Source organism: Marinomonas algarum (assembly GCF_020532605.1).
Lineage (GTDB): Bacteria > Pseudomonadota > Gammaproteobacteria > Pseudomonadales > Marinomonadaceae > Marinomonas > Marinomonas algarum.
The window spans coordinates 240,716-260,979 of the sequence record NZ_JAJATW010000001.1 but is presented as its reverse complement, the minus strand read 5'-3'; the positions used below and the strand labels follow the sequence as shown (position 1 = coordinate 260,979).

Annotated in this window: 15 protein-coding genes; 11 read left to right on the top strand and 4 right to left on the bottom strand. The window is 44.1% G+C overall.

Annotation, left to right across the window (positions count from 1 at the left end):
* Window positions 1–48 precede the first annotated feature (48 nt).
* From LG368_RS01280 to LG368_RS01235, 10 genes are all read left to right on the top strand, one after another.
* Window positions 49–1,521 (top strand): aminoacyl-histidine dipeptidase, encoded by a 1,473-nt coding sequence (locus LG368_RS01280; RefSeq protein WP_226752905.1) that lies wholly within the window; start codon window positions 49–51, stop codon window positions 1,519–1,521.
* A gap of 545 nt (window positions 1,522–2,066) precedes the next feature.
* Window positions 2,067–3,017, top strand: a complete 951-nt coding sequence (locus LG368_RS15565; RefSeq protein ID WP_226752904.1) for a DUF5655 domain-containing protein — start codon at window positions 2,067–2,069, stop codon at window positions 3,015–3,017.
* 464 nt (window positions 3,018–3,481) lie between these two features.
* Window positions 3,482–4,324, top strand: a complete 843-nt coding sequence (locus tag LG368_RS01270) for a 2Fe-2S iron-sulfur cluster-binding protein (protein WP_226752903.1) — start codon at window positions 3,482–3,484, stop codon at window positions 4,322–4,324.
* 40 nt (window positions 4,325–4,364) lie between these two features.
* Complete coding sequence (sbcD, locus tag LG368_RS01265; RefSeq protein ID WP_226752902.1) at window positions 4,365–5,639, top strand: exonuclease subunit SbcD; 1,275 nt, start codon at window positions 4,365–4,367, stop codon at window positions 5,637–5,639.
* A complete protein-coding gene (locus LG368_RS01260) occupies window positions 5,636–9,367 on the top strand; it encodes an AAA family ATPase (RefSeq protein WP_226752901.1) in 3,732 nt (1,243 codons plus the stop codon). The genes sbcD and LG368_RS01260 overlap by 4 nt, the downstream gene beginning before the upstream one ends.
* A 232-nt stretch (window positions 9,368–9,599) precedes the next feature.
* Window positions 9,600–10,325, top strand: coding sequence for a septum site-determining protein MinC (gene minC, locus LG368_RS01255; RefSeq protein ID WP_226752900.1), 726 nt, complete (start codon window positions 9,600–9,602; stop codon window positions 10,323–10,325).
* 58 nt (window positions 10,326–10,383) lie between these two features.
* Complete coding sequence (gene minD / locus LG368_RS01250; RefSeq protein WP_226752899.1) at window positions 10,384–11,193, top strand: septum site-determining protein MinD; 810 nt, start codon at window positions 10,384–10,386, stop codon at window positions 11,191–11,193.
* Window position 11,194: 1 nt separating this feature from the next.
* Window positions 11,195–11,452 (top strand): cell division topological specificity factor MinE, encoded by a 258-nt coding sequence (minE, locus tag LG368_RS01245; protein WP_226752898.1) that lies wholly within the window; start codon window positions 11,195–11,197, stop codon window positions 11,450–11,452.
* Window positions 11,453–11,612: 160 nt separating this feature from the next.
* Window positions 11,613–12,800 (top strand): cytochrome-c peroxidase, encoded by a 1,188-nt coding sequence (locus LG368_RS01240; protein ID WP_226752897.1) that lies wholly within the window; start codon window positions 11,613–11,615, stop codon window positions 12,798–12,800.
* Between the two features lie 75 nt (window positions 12,801–12,875).
* Window positions 12,876–13,928, top strand: coding sequence for an aldo/keto reductase (locus LG368_RS01235; RefSeq protein ID WP_226752896.1), 1,053 nt, complete (start codon window positions 12,876–12,878; stop codon window positions 13,926–13,928).
* 127 nt (window positions 13,929–14,055) lie between these two features.
* Here the strand turns inward: LG368_RS01235 and fusA are convergent, their stop codons facing one another.
* The 4 genes from fusA to LG368_RS01215 all read right to left on the bottom strand — a co-directional run bounded on the left by fusA (window position 14,056) and on the right by LG368_RS01215 (window position 19,417).
* Window positions 14,056–16,146 (bottom strand): elongation factor G, encoded by a 2,091-nt coding sequence (gene fusA / locus LG368_RS01230; RefSeq protein WP_226752895.1) that lies wholly within the window; start codon window positions 16,144–16,146, stop codon window positions 14,056–14,058.
* Window positions 16,147–16,506: 360 nt separating this feature from the next.
* Window positions 16,507–17,175 carry a TIGR04211 family SH3 domain-containing protein gene (locus LG368_RS01225; protein ID WP_226752894.1) on the bottom strand — a complete coding sequence of 223 codons (669 nt, stop codon included), beginning with the start codon at window positions 17,173–17,175 and terminating at the stop codon, window positions 16,507–16,509.
* A gap of 120 nt (window positions 17,176–17,295) precedes the next feature.
* Window positions 17,296–17,772, bottom strand: a complete 477-nt coding sequence (locus LG368_RS01220; RefSeq protein WP_226752893.1) for a DUF934 domain-containing protein — start codon at window positions 17,770–17,772, stop codon at window positions 17,296–17,298.
* Window positions 17,756–19,417: a nitrite/sulfite reductase gene (locus LG368_RS01215; RefSeq protein ID WP_226752892.1), complete on the bottom strand. Its 1,662-nt coding sequence runs from the start codon at window positions 19,415–19,417 to the stop codon at window positions 17,756–17,758. Before LG368_RS01215 ends, LG368_RS01220 begins: the two co-directional genes overlap by 17 nt.
* A gap of 257 nt (window positions 19,418–19,674) precedes the next feature.
* On the opposite strand from LG368_RS01215, the gene nfuA reads away from it, so the two are divergent.
* Window positions 19,675–20,256 (top strand): Fe-S biogenesis protein NfuA, encoded by a 582-nt coding sequence (gene nfuA, locus LG368_RS01210; RefSeq protein ID WP_226752891.1) that lies wholly within the window; start codon window positions 19,675–19,677, stop codon window positions 20,254–20,256.
* Window positions 20,257–20,264 lie beyond the last annotated feature (8 nt).

Below are 20,264 nucleotides of genomic sequence, written 5' to 3'. Positions count from 1 at the left end.
AAAAGACGCTGCAGAGCGTCTTTTTTGTTTTTAACGAAAGAGAGTGCTATGAACGACGTACTAAATGACTTACAACCTTCCGCCATTTGGCGACACTTTCAAACACTGTGCAACACACCGCGCCCTTCTTGTCATGAGGCAGAGCTTAGAGGTCTGTTGATTGAGTGGGCCACGACATTGAATCTCACAACCTATGTCGACCCAGTGGGAAATCTATTGATTCGTAAGCCGGCGACTCAAGGCATGGAAGATCGTGAAACGGTGGTGCTGCAAGGTCATCTGGATATGGTGGCGCAAAAGAATGCAGACATTGAACACGACTTTACTAAAGACCCGATCGTAACCCAAGTGATCGATGGTTGGGTGCATGCTACAGGAACGACCCTTGGGGCAGACAACGGTATTGGTGTCGCGGCGGCCTTGGCTGTATTGGAGTCTACCGATTTGGCTCATGGCCCTATTGAAGCCTTGTTTACGATTGAAGAAGAGACCAGTTTAAAAGGCGCTTTGCAGTTAGAAGAAGGCATTCTGCAAGGTAAAATACTATTAAACCTTGATTCGGAAGACCGCGGCGATGTGTATATTGGCTGTGCGGGTGGTACGGACATCAGTATCGAAAAACACTATGTTTGTGTACCGATGAAGGATGAGCAGGTTGCGGTTCAGGTCTGTGTTTCGGGTTTAAGAGGCGGGCATTCTGGATTGGATATTTCAAAAGGCCGCGCCAGTGCCAATGTGCTCCTCGCTCGCTGTTTGGTGTTGTTGCAAGAAACCTGTGAGTTTGGTTTGTGTTCTTTTTCGGGTGGCACATTACGCAATGCGATTGCCCGAGACGCTGAGGCGGTCATTGCTATTGCCCCTGAACATTATAAGAAAGTGCAAGATTTCTTAGAGGCCTTTGAAGCGACAACTAAGGTTGAGTTTGCTGCAACGGAGCCGGACTTGGTGATTTCTCTTGCCGACGCGACGACAGACACGCAACTGGAAGAAAAAGATAAGCAAGCTTTACTGAATGCTTTGTATTGCGCGCCCCATGGCGTGCATCGCATGAGTGCAGAATTAGAGGGTGTAACGGAAACTTCCTGCAATCTAGGGGTGATTCATTTGAGTAATGCATCGGATGGCACCAAAGGATTTAGTGCACGCTTGCTTGTACGCTCGCTGGTGGATTCTGCCATCGTGCATCATGCTGCCATGGCCAACGCGGCGTTTTCCTTGATTCAGGCAAAAGTGACGGTGGAAAATGGTTATCCCGGCTGGCGCCCTGATCCTAAAGCCAGTTTGCTTAAGCATTTTCTTCAGGTTCATAGGGATATTACGGGTCACGAAGCCAATGTGAAGGTGATTCATGCTGGGCTAGAATGCGGTATTATTGGCGCAAAATACCCAGGAATGGAAATGGTTTCCTTTGGGCCAAATATTCGCGGTGCTCATTCTCCTGCGGAACGAATGGAAATTGACTCGGTGAACGACTTTTGGAATCTACTGGTGGCTTTACTGGCATCGACACCCAAGAAGTAAAAAACAGCACAGTGGTCAAACTATTCATTCCCTCTCATTTAAAGTGGCCAAAGCAAACCTATTCACTCGACACGATCGTTTGACCCCGCCCATCGGGTTTGCTTTGCCTTAAATCGTTAAAGAGTCAGAGTGAGTTGTGTTTGGTTCTTGGGGTAAACCTCTCGTTTAAGGTGGTCAAATCAAACCCCATTCACTCGACACTATCGTTTGACCTCGCTCATTGGGTTTGCTTTGATCCACTGTGGTGAGCTTATTGCTCATTTTTTCTAGAAAATAATTATTCTTTTGCGCGTTTGCACTGGTAGGAAATGAAAAATCATCCTAAGATCAATGATTAAGAATTCTTCGTATTAAGATAGCGCGTAAAGAATAAAAAGGGATAACGCGCACGCTCGTTTAGCTAATTTTTAATATCATGAGTAATTTTATAAAATACTTTAAATTCAGTTGGTTATAGAGATATTTAAACAAATTTCGAAATGTATAAACGCGCATACGCACTATTAAAATGTTAGAAGTCAAAGAGACAATGGAGTAATCATCAAGTGCCGATTTTCGATATTTCAGGGGATAAATTATCTTCCGTCGAGCAAAAAAACTTTGCTCTTGAGAAGGATTTGCAGTCCTTGATAGAGAAAAATCTGGAAACAGTTTTTAATTGCCGATTCATTGCCAGTGAGTTTTCAACTGGAGCTCAGCACGCAGGTAGAATTGATAGTCTTGCGTTATCAGAAGAAGATAATCCGGTAATAATCGAATATAAGAAAGTTGAATCTTCGGAGCTTATTAATCAAAGCCTTTTTTACTTGCACTGGATTCAGGATCACAAAGGTGATTTTGAAATCGCAGTACAAAAAAAATTGGGAAATGGTGTAAAGGTTGATTGGTCTGATGTTAGGGTTATTTGTATCGCTCCAAACTATAAGAAGTATGATTTGCATGCAGTGCAGGTCATGGGCGCGAATATTGAGCTATGGAAATACCGCTTATTTTCAAACAACTCACTTTATCTCGAAGAGGTTTTTCATACTGCAAAATCCTCAACAGTAACAACGTCTTCGGCTACCAGTGATACGGGATACAAAAACCCCGTTATGGTTGAAGCTGGCAAAAAAGCCGCGTTAACCCGCGCCACGGCAATTTATACCTTTGATGAAAGGCTTGAAGGGAAAAGTGATGAAATCCGAGAGTTAACAGCAATCATGCGAGAGTTCATCATTGGCTTAGATGAATCAATTGAAGAAGTGCCAAAAAAATTCTACGTTGCTTATAAAATCTCACAGAACATCGCCTGTATGGAAGTTAAAGGTAGGAATATCAAGCTGTTTTTAAAGCTTAAGCCGTTAGATATTCCAGAGGGCACAAAAAACTATCGAGATGTAACATCAATAGGCCATTACGGGACTGGCGATGTAGAATTTACCGTATCAACGGAAGCTGAGTTTGAACCAGTTAAAGAATTTATAGTGATGGCATACAACAAGGTTGGTGGTTAATGGTTTTTAACAAGTTGCTGCACGAGGAAAAATTACTCGCTGCGCTCGCATTTTTCCGGTTAGCAAGGTGTTGAGGCTGTAGAGTTTCTCCAAAAAAGAACATTTTTATGTTCCAGACTGCTGATAAAGTCCTCTCCATTCGGCGGGGGTTTTTCTATAATAATAGCATGCTTAAAGAACGCCCCCAAATCCAGTCTACTTTAGAGTTTGCTTCCATCGACTTTTCGTTTCTGCATGATCTCGTTAAGAATTTTTATTGCGCCATGTTGTCTCTCCTGAATACCAAAATATACCTTGTTTTGGTATGGGTCTCATAGCAAGTCAAAACACAAGGGCTATTTTTCCGCCCCGTCTTTTAAAGTTTTGCACAATGATTCATGTTTCTTGTTCTCTTTCCTAATACCGCATTTTCACGCTTCCAAATATGCCATAATACTTGAATCACTAATGAGTTAGGTTCGGGTATGAGTTTGCAGTCATTGACTATCAATTTAGACGGTACGGTTATCGAAGCGCAAGCAGGCGATAACTTGCTGTCGTCTTTGTTGGAACATAATGTGGATGTTCGATACGGTTGTCGTGCGGGGGCCTGTGGTGCGTGTCGTTTGTATCAATGTGACAGTGGCGATTCTCTGCTTTCTTGCCAAACCTCAGTGACGTCAGATTTATTGTTAACGACGAAAACCTTGTCTAAATCGGTTACTTTTTCCCTTCTCTCTAAAAAAATACTTGACGATTTTACTGTTGAGCTGACGTTGCTTGGGCCAAGTGATGATTCATTCGGCGATCGCGTGTCTTTGTGTTTTGCCATGGGGAATGAAGAGTTTCAATACGAATGTATGGCGATTAATCCGGTTGGTGAGTCCCTGACTTTATTAATGCAGAAATCATCGCTACCAGCCGTTGTTTGGCAATGTATTGTGAATTTGTCTTCAAACGACCCCGTGCAAGTAATTTGTGAGAGAGGAAGACGCAAAGGCCGTTTATTGTATGAGTTGGGATTAGACGATTGCTTTGCCGTCGTGATTTCATCGGTTGAAAACGCAGGTTACACGCCTTATTGGGAAGAAGCATTAGCGAGTTTTTCGACGCAATTATTAGGTATTTATGCTTTGCCTGAGCGTGCTAATAGCGCTTCTTTACTAGAAGATGCCCATTGCACTTCTTTTATTGCAGATGCCTTGTCAAAAGTGGGCAGTGCCCCTTTGCATATTATTTATCACGGTCAAAAATTATCTGAAAAGGACTGGGGGCAAGTGCTTCGCCCTTTGAGAATAAGAAGCAACCAATTACACTTTGTCCGCTAGCTGATAGTCAGATTTACCGATTTAATTTATAAGGTTACATATGAAAATTCTACACACCTCCGATTGGCATCTTGGTCAACACTTTATGGGTAAATCTCGTCAAGCAGAGCATAAAGCCTTTATTGAATGGTTGTTGGCATTAATTGATGCAGAAGCGATTGATGCCGTTATCATCGCGGGGGATATTTTTGATACAGGTTCCCCACCGAGTTATGCCAGAGAAATGTATCATCAATTGGTGTTGGATATGACAGCAAGGCATTGCCAGCTTATCGTTGTGGCGGGGAATCATGATTCGGTCAGTATGTTAAACGAATCAAAAAGTTTACTGACTTATTTAGAGGCCCATGTATCGAGTCAGGCGAACATTGATGAGATAGCGTCCCATGTTGTGGCCTTAAGAAACAAGCAGGGCGAGCAGGCCGCTTGGTTATGTGCTGTGCCTTACCTACGACCGAAAGATGTTGTGACCAGTGTGGCGGGTCAGTCAGAGCAGGACAAAAAGCAGAGCCTGCTCCAGCAAATACAGGGGTTTTATAATGGGGTTTTCCAAGCGGCGCGTGAAAAAAACCGACACCTAGACAGACCTTTACCCATTTTGGGAACAGGGCATTTGACGGCAGTGGGTAGTCAATCTAGTGAGTCGGTGCGAGATCTGTATGTAGGCACATTAGAAGCATTGCCGGCCAATGTTTTTCCAATGTTCGACTATTTGGCGTTGGGGCATATTCATCGTGCGCAAGCCATCAGTAAAGAGGGGCGATACCGATACAGTGGATCTCCTATCCCTCTAAGCTTTGATGAGTTGAATCGTGAGAAAACGGTCACCATCATAGATACTGTCTTACTGGCAAAATTCACCTTCGCCGAAGACTTATTTGCTAAGCCAGAAAAACCTTTGCGTTTTGTGTCTATTCCTCGTTTTCAAGCCATGCAAAGCCTAACAGGCTCTTTAGGTGAACTGACGACACAAATAGATCAGCTTGACGTGCCAGACAATCAAACTCTGTGGCTAGAAGTGACGGTGGTGGCTAATGACTATTTAAGTGACGTGCATAAACGTTTGCTAGAGACGATTGAGGGTAAGCCCATTGAATTATTGCGCGTGATGCGTAAATCCAGTCAAGAGAAAAAACAAGCGGCGTTCGCTGAGCGACAAACTTTAGCTGAATTAACGGTAAATGACGTGTTTGAGCAAAGCCTTGCGACACAAGCCGACATCAACGAAAACGATAAATCGATCCTGACCGCGTTGTTCAATCAATGTGTCTTCGAGCTTGATGAGGCCAACCATGCTCAGGAGTCGAACCAATGAAAATATGCAAACTGCGTCTCAAAAACCTTAATTCCCTCAAAGGGGAATGGGAAATTGATTTCACCAAGGCGCCCTTTGATGAGGCGGGTGTGTTTGCCATTGTTGGACCCACGGGGGCGGGAAAATCGACTCTGCTGGATGCTATTTGTTTGGCGCTTTACCATGAAACCCCCCGTTTAAAAGTGTCTCCAAGTCAAAACGAGGTGATGACACGTCACACAGCCGAATGTCTGGCTGAAGTCGAGTTTGAAGTGAAGGGGAAAGGTTATCGTGCGTTTTGGGGGCAACGCCGAGCGCATGGTAAGAGTGAGGGTAAATTGCAACCGATGACCTGTGAGTTGTCCGAGCGCGATGGCGCCATTTTGACCACCAAGATCAACGATAAAATCGATAAGGTGGCTGAGCTGACCGGGCTGGATTTTTCACGCTTTACTAAGTCCATGTTGCTCGCGCAAGGCGGTTTTTCTGCTTTTTTAAATGCCTCCGTGAACGATCGAGCAGAATTGTTAGAAGAGCTAACCGGTACGGAAATTTATGGTCAACTGTCTAAATGGGTATTTGAAAAACACAAGACGGAAAAGCAGGCTATTGCTTCATTATCAGCGATGCAAGAGCAGATTGCCTTGTTATCAGAGGACGATTTCTCGGCGTTACAGGCGTCTGAAATGGCCTTTGGTGCCAAGGATAAAGACAGTGCTCACACGTTAAAAATTCATCAGGCGTATCTCACTTGGCGTCAGCAAGAACAAAAGTTGACGCAACAGCAGCATCAACAACAGCAAGCGCTTCATAAAGCGAAATCAGCACTGAGTGCTTTTGAGCCAGAACAGAAGCGACTTGAGCAAGCGACCATTGCTCAGAAACTGCGTCCTGACTTTGAAAAGCAACAAGCCATCAAGCAGCGGTTAGAGCAAAGTCAAAAAGACATCAAGGAATACGACGCACAGTTATCGTCCTTGACTGAGCAAGAAGAATGTATCGACAAGAAACGGCAAGAAGCGACGGAACAGCACAAAAAATCGCATGAAGCGCTTGTGGCATTTAACCGCCAGGTTGAGCAAGACATACAACCTCTTCTCTCTCAAGAAGCCACACTGGGCGTGCAGCACAAAGAAGCATCACAACGTCTTGAAAGTGCACGGGAAAAGCGACAAGCAAGAGAAGGGCAACATCGGGCACTACTTGATCAAAAGCATGGTGTTGATCAGGCTTGTGAAAAAAGTAACGCTATCCTAAGTCAATGGCAAGCCCCTGAAAAGATTGAGAACGCCTTATCTAATTGGCAACATCAGGTGCAGAGCTTGGTGCAGGATCAGCAAAAAGTAGAAAGTCTTAAGCAAACTATTGAGACATCGAAGCAGAGCCACAACGACGCCCATGCTGCTGTTACTCATCTTCAGACACAACACCAGCAGAACCAAGAAAGTACGAGTAATCACGAGAGTATTGCCACTCAAGCTCGTGACGCTTTCATGGCCTTGTCTGGCCAGCGAGATATGGCGCAATGGCAACAAACGCTTCACCAAGCGGAAGGCGCTTATCGGGATGCACAATCTTTGTGGAAGCAATTTGTTCGTTATCAAGAGCAAATCGCGCAATTGACGGCTTTGGATGCGCATTTGTTGACGTTATCACAACGCATTGTGGATCAGCAGAATGAATTACAAAGACAACGTGACGCTTTTAGAGATCAGCGGCAGCATCAAAGCGCTCTGAACAAGCTGGTGGAAGCCGAACGACACATTCTTGCTTTGACAAGTTTGCGAAATAATTTACAGGACGATGTTCCTTGCCCGCTGTGTGGTTCGTCACAACATGATTTACCCCATGCTACCTATGAAACAGACTCTGGACTGTCATCTGAACTTGAGCAATTGAATCAATCCCTTGATGCGTTAAAACGACAAGGTATTCAGTTATCAGAAGAAGAAAAGATGACGCAACGTGAACACGCGACGGTCACAGAGCAGCGCGTTCAATTTGAACAGGCCGTGCGAACTGCAGAGGTCGAGCTACAAGAGTGGTTGGCTGTTGTAGCGCCGGATCAAACATTTGATGTTATCGATGAGCAACGCATTCGTCCTTTGGTCCAAGCCGCCAAGGAAGCGTGGCAGGCTCTCAATGACGTGTCTGTTGAAATTAAAGAGCGTCATCAGGCCTGTCTGCAGGCTGAAGCGAATTTGCAAGAAAAGCAAACTGAGGGTGTGCTTTTACAACAGCAGCTCGCTAAAGAAGAAAGTCAGTATCAGCTATTAACTCAGTCCCTTGAAACGCATACCAACACCTTACAAGAGGTCGAGAAGGGCATTGATCAGACGCAGGTGTCGTTGTTTGCTGAGATGCAGAGTCTTGATGTGCCTGAGCGTTATTTGGTGGTTGCCCGTGATCAGGGTTTAATGGATGGCTTATCGCTACTTGGCGAAGACATTGCACAATGGCGTCACAGTAAACGAGGTCATGATGCATTACTAAAAGAGCAGGATCAGTTACAACATGCAGTACAAAATGCCCATCAGTCTTTGCAGGAGAGCATTGACCATCACAAGGACATCGAGACAAGCGTAGCGGCATTGAACGCGGAGTTGGAGAAAGTCTCTGAGCAGGTGTCAGAAATGTTAAAAGGGAAAAGTGTCGCTCAATGGCGAGAAGAGGCAGAATCAAGCCTAGCGGCCAGTCAAACGTATCGCGATCAATGCGATACTGAAAAGCAACGCCTTGTACAAAGCATGACATCTGTTCGAGCAACGCTCTCTACACTTGGTAAAACAGTTGATGCTACACAATCTGAGTACAATGAGGCGGTGTTGCATTGGCAGGCACAGCTAAAGGCTCAGAATTTTGCGAGTGAAGCCACTTGGCTGGACGCGATACTGACGGAAGAAGAGTATGCTCAAAGTGAGACGATATCAAAGCAACTCACTGACGCCGTGTCCCAGGCGGACGTTTTATGCCAACAAATAACAAAAGCATTAGAGCAGCTGTCTGAGTCCAAGCCTGCGGCAGATGTTATGGCTTGTTTAGATCAAGATGCACTCGCTGATATCGACTCGCTAGAGGCGAAGTGTCGTCAGTTGGAGTCGCAAAGAGAAGACCTTCATCGTCAATGGGGAGTGGTATCTCAACAGCTGCGGGAAGAGCATCGCCGCCGAGATCAGCTGAAAGCATCGGCGCAACAATTAACGGAACGGCGAGAGGCGTTTGTGCATCTTGAGCGGCTTAATTATGTTATTGGTTCCGCTGATGGGGCAAAATTTAGGCGCTTTGCTCAAAGCCTAACGCTTGATCATTTGGTGTATCTGGCTAACCAGCATTTGACTATTCTTCATAAACGCTATCAATTAGTAAGACAAGAAGACGCTTTGTCTTTGGCCGTTGTTGACGTCTGGCAAGCCAATGCCACTCGCGATACTAAAACCTTATCGGGCGGTGAGTCATTTTTGGTGAGTTTAGCGCTTGCTTTAGCGTTATCGGATTTGGTGTCTCACAAAACCAGTATTGATTCACTGTTTTTAGACGAAGGGTTTGGCACCCTAGACACAGAAACGCTGGAGTCGGCTTTGGATGCGTTAGATAACCTTCACGCCTCTGGTAAAACCATTGGCATTATCAGTCATATTTCTGCGTTAAAAGAGAGAATTCCTGTTCAGATCAAACTGACAAAACAGAGTGGTTTAGGTACCAGTCGGTTATCCCCAGAATTTGCTGTGTCAGAAGCATGCAAAAGGTGAGACAAATCAAATGGTTAACCATTTTTCTTTTATTGTAGGAAAACCGTCTCTCTAATTTGGTTATAATGACGATAATTATACTGGCAAATGTAAATGTGGTGTTTAGATGGCTTCTTTTAATCGATTAGCTTGGTAGAATAAAACGCATGTCTACGCTATGAGTGTTTCAGTGCGCTTAACGCAATAAATTAAGACGTTGACCGCCATTTTAATATCAAAAAGGACAGTGTTCATGACAGACTCAGGCTTCCAATTAAAAGGAAGCGTTGTTACTACCATTTTGTTGGATATTCATACTTTTTCTTTAGATGATATTGTGTATCATTTAAGGCAAAAGATTGAGCAAGTACCGAATTTTTTTACACAAGCGCCTATTATCATTGATATTTCAAAAATGAAGCGTGGCATTGTGCTTGCCGATTTTGAAGCGCTTATACAGTCGTTGAGACAATTGGAGCTGGGTGTTATCGGGTGGCGTTGCGACCCTGAAAATCACCCGGCGTGGCGGTCGTCTGTGACGATTCCCTTATTGCCTGCTAGCAAAGCAAGAGCGATTGCACCTGTGGCGCCGATAAGGGAAACCACGAGTCCAGATGTGGTTGTCAAAACGGTTGTTGAGGAGCGTCTAGTTCCACAGTCTACAAAAGTGATTAATAAACCAGTTCGCTCAGGCCAGCAAGTTTATTCTGAAGGCGATTTGATTGTACTGGCGCCTGTTAGCGCGGGTGCTGAAGTTTTGGCGGATGGTAATATTCATGTCTATGGTGCCTTGCGTGGTCGAGCATTGGCGGGTGTAAAAGGGAACACTGAGGCGCGTATTTTTTGTAAGAGTTTAGAGGCCGAATTGGTTTCCATCGCTGGGAATTTCATGCTCACTGATGCATTACAAAATATTGTCTGGAAGGACAGTGCTCAAGTGTTCCTAGTTGACGACCATTTAGAAATCACACCGTTGTAACATTTATTTATTTTATTAGTTAGATAAGTCGCCATTAGGCTTATCGGGGGATATCGCATTGGCAAAAATTATAGTAGTCACCTCAGGTAAAGGGGGGGTTGGCAAAACAACATCGAGTGCTGCTATCGGGACTGGTCTTGCTCTAAAAGGGCACAAAACAGTCATTATTGACTTTGATGTGGGTTTGCGAAACCTCGATCTTATTATGGGGTGTGAAAGAAGAGTTGTTTACGATTTTGTTAATGTGATCAACAAAGAAGCCACCTTGTCGCAGGCTTTAATTAAAGACAAGCGCACAAAAGATTTGTTCATCTTACCCGCTTCTCAGACTCGAGATAAAGATGCCTTAACCATTGAAGGTGTCCAAGAAGTGCTAGAAGAATTATCTAAAGAGTTTGATTACATTCTTTGTGATTCACCGGCCGGTATTGAAAAAGGCGCTCAAATGGCGTTGTATTTTGCTGATGCGGCCATTGTGGTGACGAACCCAGAAGTGTCTTCTGTGCGAGATTCTGACCGTATTTTGGGGATCTTACAGAGTAAGTCGAAACGTGCGGAAGAAAACAAAGAGCCTATCGAAGAGTACCTACTTCTGACTCGCTATCATCCTGGGCGTGTGGCCTTAGGTGAAATGTTAAGCGTTTCTGATGTTGAAGATATTTTGGCCATTCCTCTTTTGGGTGTGATTCCTGAATCAGAGGCTGTGCTAAAAGCGTCTAACCAAGGCACGCCGGTAATATTGGATACTGCTTCTGAAGCTGGTATTGCATACAGTGATGCGGTTGATCGTCTGATGGGTGAGGAGCGTCCATTGCGCTTTTTAGACGTTCAGAAAAAAGGCTTTATCAAACGTTTGCTGGGGGGCTAAAGTGGGGATTTTTGATTACTTTAAAAGTAAAAGTGCGCCAACATCGGCTTCTGTAGCAAAAGATCGTTTGCAAATTATTGTGGCTCATGAGCGTACAAAACGGTGTCAGCCGGATTACTTGCCTAAAATGCAGCAAGAAATTATTGACGTTATTCGTAAGTATGTTGATGTGGGCAGTGAAGATGTGCAAATTCAACTAGAGAATACGGACGATTGCTCTGTACTTGAGTTAAACGTGACGTTACCAGAGCATAACTAGGTTGCGATAAACAAAACACCGGACAAGTAGATTGATAAGTTTCGTGTACCCACTGTCTGGTGTTTTCAAAAATAGTGAAAGTGATTATCATTGCTGTACTGAGTTTTTTTGACGGTGTATGATTTAGACTTCTCTTATTAACCATTCAGAGTATGACATTATGCTAAGAATGACAGTAGTCAGTGCGGTTGCTGCTTTTCTTTTAACGGCATGCAGTGAGCCGAAAGAGGTTGTTGTTCAACCTAAAACCAAATCACCTGGTCAATCTAATGAGTTGCCGGTTCCATCTTCTGATCCAAAAGCGCTACTTGGCGCGCAACTTTTCTTCGATGAAAGCCTTTCAAAAGAAGGGAATCAATCATGTGCTACCTGTCATGATATTGCACATGGTCTTGCCGATAGCCGTGAAGAGACCCTTTATGGTGCTGTTTCTTTAGGAAGTGATCTTCACTCCATCGGTACGCGCAACACGCCTACCGCATCTTATGCCGCGTTTTCACCGGCGTTCCATAAAATGTCAAATGGCGAGTATCGGGGTGGTCAATTTCATGATGGTAGGGCGTCTAGTTTGGCTGAGCAGGCAGAGGGCCCATTTGTTAACCCAGTAGAAATGGCATTGCCAAATAGTGATAACGTTGTCGCGCGTGTCAAAAAAAATACACGTTATAAAGATTTATTTGATGAACTTTATGGTGATGGCATATTAAATGATCCGATAAAAGGGTATGCAGCCATTACAGACTCCATTGCGACGTTTGAGAAAACGGCGATGTTTATGCCTTTTGATTCTAAATACGATCGTGCTTTACGTGGAGAAGTTAAATTAACGCCAGAGGAAGAGTTGGGTAAAGTTCTATTTTTCTCTCAGCAATTTACGAACTGTAATGCCTGTCATCAATTAAACACTTCCCCCTTCCATCCCCAAGAAACATTTACCAACTTTGAGTATCGTAATATTGGTGTGCCTGCTAATCCCATATTGGCGGCGCAGGAAGGCTACAAAGCGGACTTGGGGTTGCTGGAAAATCCAGAGGTCAGTGATCCGAAACAAGCGGGTAAGTTTAAAGTGCCGACCTTGCGTAATGTCGCGGTAACGGGTCCTTATATGCACAATGGTGTTTTCCAGGATCTGCGCACCGTCGTATTGTTTTATGACAAGTACAATAACCCTCAGCGTACGATCAACCCAGAAACAGGAGAGGAATGGGGCGAACCTGAGGTTGCAGAAAATATTGATTTTGAAAACTTAAACATGGGGCCTGCTTTAAAAGAAGAAAGGGTTGATGCGATTGTCGCATTTTTGAAAACGCTGACAGATCAAAGGTATGAGCATTTGTTAGAAGACTAGTTGGGCTATTGGCACGGATAGTTTATTATTTTCATCACTTTAGTCTGATTACTTTGATTTTTAAGGATTGTGATAATGAAATATGTGCCACTCGGTCGAACGGGCTTAAATGTCTCTCGTGTTTGCTTGGGGACGATGACATGGGGAACGCAAAACACCCAAGCTGACGCGGATGCTCAAATTGAGTATGCTCTTGCTCATGGTGTGAACTTCATGGATACCGCTGAGATGTATTCTGTACCACCGACAGCGGAATCTTATGGTAAGACAGAGACTATTATTGGTGATTGGTTATCTCGCCACCCTGAGCGTCGTAAAGAATTTATCTTGGCAACGAAAATTGTTGGTCCAGGTTTAAGTTATATCCGTGATGGCAGCAATATTTCAGGGAAAACCGTTATTGAGGCCGTTGATGCTTCGTTAGCGCGTTTGCAGACGGATTATATTGATTTATACCAACTTCATTGGCCTAACCGAACGACGCCTCATTTCGCCAAGCACTTCCCCGGTAAAATTACTTTCACTGATGTTGATCGTGATGAGCAGTCTGCTCAAATTTTGGACATCCTTCAGGGGCTTGATGCTTGTATGAAGGCGGGTAAAATTCGCCACTTTGGTTTGTCTGATGATACAACTTGGGGAATTGCAGAGTTCCTACGTTTGAGCGATAAGCACAATCTCCCCAGAGTTGCTTCCATTCAAAATGAGTTCAGTTTGCTGCATGCTAAAGACTGGCCTTATCTGATAGAGCATTGTGTGCATGAAGATATTGCTTATTTGCCTTGGTCGGCATTGGCAGCAGGTGCTTTGACGGGCAAGTATTTAGGAGGGGCTCGACCTGAAGGGAGTCGTTGGACTTACGTTCAGAGGAATGGGATTTTCCGTGATACACCTTTGGTTGAAAAGGCCGTCACGGCTTACGTGAGTATTGCGAAAAAGTATGGCATGACACCGGCTCAGCTTGCTTTAGCGTGGTGTGATCAAGTGGATGGTGTGAGTTCGACCATCATCGGTGCTACGACTGTAGATCAGCTGAAAGAAGATATGGCCGCCTTTGATATGACTTTGTCTGATGAGGCTTTACAGGAAATATCTGCTGTCTTTAAAGAATATCCGTTACCTTTCTAATGGTTTTGTTATTTCTGAATAATATAAAAAGCGCTTCGGCGCTTTTTTTTTGTGATTATTACCGAGCATTGGTCATAAAAAAACCCGACATGAGGTCGGGTTTTTTGAATACAGAGAAGAGGTTAACTTAGCTCTTTTCTTTTTCTTTCTTTTCTTTCACTGCAGCGATAACGGTTTCTGCAACGTTAGAAGGGCATGGTAGGTAGTGAGAGAACTCCATAGAGAACTGACCACGACCTGAAGTCATTGTACGTAATGTACTGATGTAACCAAACATTTCAGAAAGAGGAACGTCAGCTTTGATGCGAACGCCAGTCAAGCCTTTCTCTTGGTCTTTGATCATACCACGACGACGGTTAAGGTCACCGATAACATCACCAACGTGATCATCAGGCGTGAACACATCTACTTTCATGATAGGTTCGATCAACTGAGCGCCAGCTTTTGGAATAGACTGACGGAAAGCGCCTTTGGCAGCGATCTCAAAGGCAATAGCAGAGGAGTCAACGGCGTGGAAACCACCATCAAACAATTCAACTTCAACGTCTAGTACTGGGAAGCCAGCTAGAACACCTTCGTCCATCATGGACTTGAAGCCTTTTTCTACAGCAGGGAAGAACTCTTTTGGTACGTTACCACCTACTACAGAAGAAGAGAATGTGAAACCAGAGCCTGGCTCACCTGGTTTGATGCGGTAATCGATCTTACCGAACTGACCAGAACCACCAGATTGTTTCTTGTGCGTGTAAGTATCTTCAACTGGCTTAGTGATGGTTTCACGGTAAGCAACCTGTGGTTGGCCAACGATCAAATCAACACCGTAAGTACGTTTCAAGATATCCACTTTGATATCTAGGTGAAGCTCACCCATACCTTTAAGGATAGTTTCGCCAGAATCTTGGTCTGTTTCAACACGGAATGTTGGATCTTCTGCAACCATTTTACCGATAGCAATACCCATTTTCTCATTACCGCCTTTGTCTTTTGGCGTAACAGAAATAGAGATTACTGGCTCAGGGAAGACCATGGCTTCAAGCGTACAAGGATGTTTAGGATCACAAAGCGTGTGACCTGTTTGTACGTTTTTCATACCAACAATCGCTAAGATATCACCGGCTTGCGCTGAGCTGATTTCTTTACGATCGTCTGCATGCATTTCTACCATGCGACCTACGCGTTCTGTTTTGCCGGTGAAGCTGTTTAGAATCGTGTCGCCTTTATTCAATACACCAGAATATACACGAACAAAAGTCAGGGCACCAAAACGGTCATCCATGATTTTGAATGCAAGTGCTTTAAACGGTTCGTCAGCGGAAACGATGGCTTTTTCGCCGTTTGGGTTACCTTCTTCATCCGTAAGATCTTGCGGAATAACATCTGTTGGGCTTGGTAGGTAATCAACAACAGCATCAAGAAGAAGCTGCATGCCTTTGTTTTTGAACGCTGAACCGCAGTAGGTTGGGAAGAACGCAAGGTCACGGGTACCGGTGCGGATACAACGTTTGATGTCATCGATAGAAGGCTCTTCACCATCCATGTATGCCATCATAAGATCGTCGTCTTGCTCAACGGCTGTTTCGATTAGTTTCTCACGGTATTCTTCAACCTGATCAACCATGTCAGCAGGAACATCTTCGATTTTGTAGTTTTCTGGCAGACCAGACTCATCCCAGATGTAAGCTTTACGACTAAGAAGATCAACAACACCGCAGAACTCGTCTTCTGTACCAATTGGTAGCACCATGATAAGTGGTGTTGCACCCAGTACTTTTTGAACTTGTTCAGTTACACGGTAAAAGCTAGCGCCCAAACGGTCTAGTTTGTTGACAAAGATCAAACGTGCAACTTCTGATTCGTTAGCATAGCGCCAGTTAGTTTCTGATTGTGGTTCAACACCACCAGAACCACAGAATACACCAACACCACCATCAAGAACTTTCAAAGAACGGTAAACTTCTACTGTGAAGTCAACGTGTCCAGGTGTGTCGATAACGTTAAAACGGTGATCTTTCCAGAAACAACTTACAGCCGCAGACTGGATAGTAATACCGCGCTCAGCTTCCTGTTCCATAAAGTCGGTAGTAGATTCACCTTCGTGAGTTTCACCAATTTTGTGAATTCTACCGGTAAGTTTAAGGATACGTTCTGTGGTGGTTGTTTTACCCGCGTCAACGTGAGCAAAAATACCGATGTTTCTGTATTTTGATAAGTCAGCCATTACATTACTCTAAATAAGTGAGGACGAAATTTGCGCATTAGTATACAAGACTTTGTTACTTGATAGTCAGGTATTTCGCGCTATTCTATTATATTTTGTATGCTCAAAGAAAGGGGGGGAAGAAAAGCATTTCATAATTGTGCTATCGCTTTGATATGGTTGAATAAAATGTTTCAAAATGATGTGTTCTCATGCATTTTCAAAGACTTTATTCAATAAAATAATGTCAGAAGTATTTCTTTAAGCGACAACAAGGTTAAGAAGAAATCCAAACAACCTCTGCTATTTCAATAGGAAACCCTAAAGTAATAGCAGGTGTTTAGTGTGGCTGTGAGAAAGAATATGCTTTACATTCTTGTGTTACGACCAAGATCCTGTGTTGTTTTTCTTACGGCGCATTAGGGGCAGCGCTACGCCAAGAAATACGCCACCGAGTAAGGTAGCAACGCCGATCAGGTACCATTTTTGTTCAGTTGAATTTTGCAGTTTCTCAGACTGTGCAACGGCAGTGGCCGCTTGTTGTTTAAGGCTTTCTATTTGATAACTGACATCTCTATTTTGCGCAACAATACGCTCCGCTTTTCTTGCTAATTCTGCCGTGTCAGCGAGTCTTTGTTTAAGCTGACTGTTTTCATTTCCAATGGTTATGTTAGTGTCGTTAAGCTTTTGAATCTGTTGTTGAGCGTCCGTTAGTGCATTAGCAATATTCGTTTTGTCGTTCGTGCTTTGCTCAAGTTGGTTCTGAAGTCTCTCGAGTTGATCGCGACTCACTCTGTCTTCGCTTAAAAAGTAGTCGGCTACCCAGCCTTCGTTACCGCTAGGGGTTCGAACCTTGGTGTATCCATTATTTTGGTCCAACATTTCAAGCGGTGTACCGCTTTTAAGGCCGCGTTCTACTGCCCGCGTGTTGTTATCTTGGCCTTCACGAATCGCAACAAACTGGATGTCGGACACGTATACAGTGGCAGAATGCACAGTAGCAGAGAGAAGGGTGCCAACAATGAGGCCGATAATGCGTTTCTTAGACACGTTAAGTTCCTTAGTAATCAATCGTATTTGCTTTTCATACGATAATCATGGGGGCAGCAATACGCAATAAAAAAGGCCACACAAATGGCCCTTTTATGGAGATTTACAATAAAGTGAGAGTTAACGACGTAAAAACAGAGGTTTAGGCTGAGATGTATCGCCTTGATAAGCAGCTGAAAATGGCTTGTAAAGCTCGAGTGCTTTGTCTAAGTCGATGTCATCATTAAACTGAAAGCTGTTAAACCCTACTCTGATGAGGTAACCAAGCTGATCCGGAATGAAGTTGCCTAATGCTCTGATGTCACCCTGATAATGTAGGCGTTCTTTTAAAAGGCGAGCATAGCTAAACCCTCTGCCATCGGTAAAAGCGGGAAAATATACGCCGATGACATCAAATTGCGTAAGGTCAACGCCCTGAAGTATTTCAATACCGTCTCCAGCGTCTAGCCAGATACCTGCAACCTCACCAATCGTTTCTTGCTCGGCCAGCCAGGTTTGGGCGGCGACAAGACTGTTAGAAGTGACTGCTTGGTCGCTGTTTTCTAACCAGGTGTGAGGGTTGTCGATGATGTCACCGTTTTTAATGAGCTTTGGCATAAGCGGCCTCTTTAAATGGAGTGATGCCGATACGGCGGTATGTGTCAATGAATCTCTCTTCTTCAAAGCGGTGCTCAACGTAAACATTCATCAACTTCTGAATGATGTCGCTGATTTGTTCTTGGCCAAAAGAGGGGCCGAGAATTTTGCCGATGCTGGCATCATGACCTGATGCGCCGCCAATGGAAATTTGATAAAACTCTTCGCCTTTTTTGTCGACGCCCAGAATACCAATATTACCAACATGGTGATGCCCACAGGCGTTCATGCAGCCTGAAATATTGAGATCGATGTCGCCCAAATCGTATAAGTAATCCAGGTCATTAAAGGTATCTTGAATTTGATCGGCAATGGGGATGGATTTGGCGTTGGCCAAGTTACAAAAGTCTCCCCCTGGACAACAAATCATGTCGGTTAATAAGCCAAGTGTTGGGGTGGCAAAGCCTTGTTGTTTTGCGGCTTCCCATACTTCGATCAACGCATCTTGACGAACATCAGCAAGCACCAGGTTTTGCTCATGACTGACACGCAATTCTCCAAAACTGTATTGATCCGCTAGATCCGCGGCTTTTGTCATTTGTTCCGCTGTTGCGTCGCCAGGTGCTTGGCCAGGCTTTTTGAGTGTCAAGGTGACAATACGATAACCAGGCTTTTTGTGTTCAAAGGTGTTGCGCTGATACCAGCGAGCAAAACCTGCACTGTCGGCTAACTTGCTCGTTAGGTTAGAGGGCTGGTTCTCCAGTGTTTCATAGTTCGGTTCCGTGAAAAAACGGTTTAATCGATCAAACTCACTCAAAGGAACGGTGCTTTCTTTGCCTTTAAGATGCTGCCACTCAGCGTCTACGCGGCGACGAAATTCATCAATACCAAGTGCTTTGACTAATATTTTAATACGTGCCTTGTATTTATTGTCACGACGCCCTTGCTGATTGTAGACACGTAAAATCGCGTCTAAATAGGTGAGCAGGTGCTCGCGGGGCATAAATTCTTTAATGGTAACCCCAACCATAGGCGTGCGCCCTAAGCCGCCCCCTACAATAATTTTAAAACCGATTTCATCTTGTTCATTTTTTCGGATATGCAAGCCGATATCATGAACTTGAGTGGCAGCGCGATCAGCAGACTCGGTAGCATTAACGGCGATCTTGAATTTGCGTGGTAAAAAAGCAAACTCTGGGTGAAAAGTAGACCATTGGCGGATTAACTCGCAATAGGGGCGAGGATCAACCACTTCGTCTTTGATTACACCAGCATATTGATCTGTCGTAGTGTTGCGTATGCAATTGCCACTGGTTTGTACAGCGTGCATTTGTACTTGAGCGAGTTCAGCCAAAATATCAGGCACTTCTTCTAATTTAGGCCAATTCAGTTGAAGGTTCTGGCGAGTGGTAAAATGCCCGTAGCCACGATCATAGCGCTGACTGATATCCACTAAAGTGCGCAGCTGTGTGCTTGAGAGCATGCCATAAGGAATGGCAATGCGCAGCATGGGGGCGTGACGCTGTACATAGAGACCGTTTTGTAAGCGTAAAGGCAAAAAAGACTCTTCGCTTAACTCTTTATTTAAATAGCGGCGTGTTTGATCGCGATACTGCGCTACGCGCTCTTCAACAAGTTGTTGGTCAATGTCGTCATACTGATACATAGTGGAATGAACCGTGTTAGATAAATGTTAGTCATTGAATACTAGCAAACATTGCTTATTCTAAAAATGAATATTTATCTATATGTTTAGTTGTTTTGGTAATAAAGGATTATTCGTATTTTTAACATGGAAGGCTTCGAATGTGAGTGGTAGAACAAGGAAAAATACCTTACTTTTTTGCTGGGTCTTTCGCTTTGTTGGTGATCTACGGTAATATGCAAAGCATTGATCGTTTTACTGATTTGGAAAGGTTTATTATGAATATTACAATTACAGACGGTGCCCAAGAATATCTTTCATCTTTATTGGAGAAGCAGGGCGTAGAGGGTATTGCGGTGCGTATTTTTATCCAGCAGCCTGGTACGCCTCACGCTGAAACGTGTCTTGCTTATTGTCGTCCTGATGAAGTAAATGAAACCGATGAGATTCTGAATCTACCTAAATTAAAAGTGTATATTGAGAAAAACTCAGTCAATTTCCTTGATGAGGCGTTTGTTGATTATGCGACAGAAAAAATGGGTGGTCAGCTGACGATTAAAGCGCCTAACGCTAAGATGCCAAAGGTGACTGAAGACAGTCCGATTGAAGATCAAGTAAACTACGTCCTTTACTCTGATATTAACCCAGGTTTGGCGGCTCACGGCGGTGAAGTGAGTTTAATTGAGATCTTAGATGGCAATACTGCGGTGCTTAAATTTGGTGGCGGTTGTCAAGGTTGCAGTGCAGTGGATCTGACATTAAAAGAAGGCGTTGAAAAAACGCTGATCGAAAAAGTGCCCGGCATCACCGCGGTGAAAGATTCTACTGATCATACCGTAACCGATAACGCCTTTATGTAGTCTCATCA